The organism is Lonepinella sp. BR2357 (genome assembly GCF_051851525.1).
GTDB lineage: Bacteria > Pseudomonadota > Gammaproteobacteria > Enterobacterales > Pasteurellaceae > Lonepinella.
Map to the genome: position 1 here is coordinate 1 of NZ_JBPDVG010000032.1, position 426 is coordinate 426.

General features: G+C 35.2%; 1 protein-coding gene. It reads right to left on the reverse strand.

Translation table 11 applies throughout. From position 1 onward, the window contains the following. Positions 1–426, reverse strand: a 426-nt coding sequence (locus ACTG7L_RS10795; RefSeq protein ID WP_439328538.1) for a hypothetical protein, incomplete at both ends; no start/stop codon positions are given.

Here is a 426-nt window from a genome sequence, read left to right on the forward strand (position 1 = left end):
ATTACAAGGATAGGTTTGATAAATTTGCTCTTTCTTCTCTCTCAACTGTTGAATTTGCTGGCCAGAAAGATCTTCAGAACGTTTAGGAAGATTATTCTCCGTGATATAACTTTCCATTTTCGCCACACATTGATTGAAATCAGTTTTTAAGCGATCAAAATTCATCATATAATCACGCTCTTGCTGTTGCCATTTTTGCTGTAACGCTGTTTTATAAATGGAACAAACAGAACCTTCTCGTTGATCCAACTGGCAATAGCTGTTGTCCTTGAGTAAATCAGGATAGGATTTAGCTAACAGTTCTTTTAAGCCTGCTTGATAATATTTAGCGTAAAGAGCACGGAGGAATAGCCAATCACGTTTTTCTTTATTGTGTTTTTTGTCATAATCACTTTCTTTCCTTTGATCAAAATACATCCAATCATC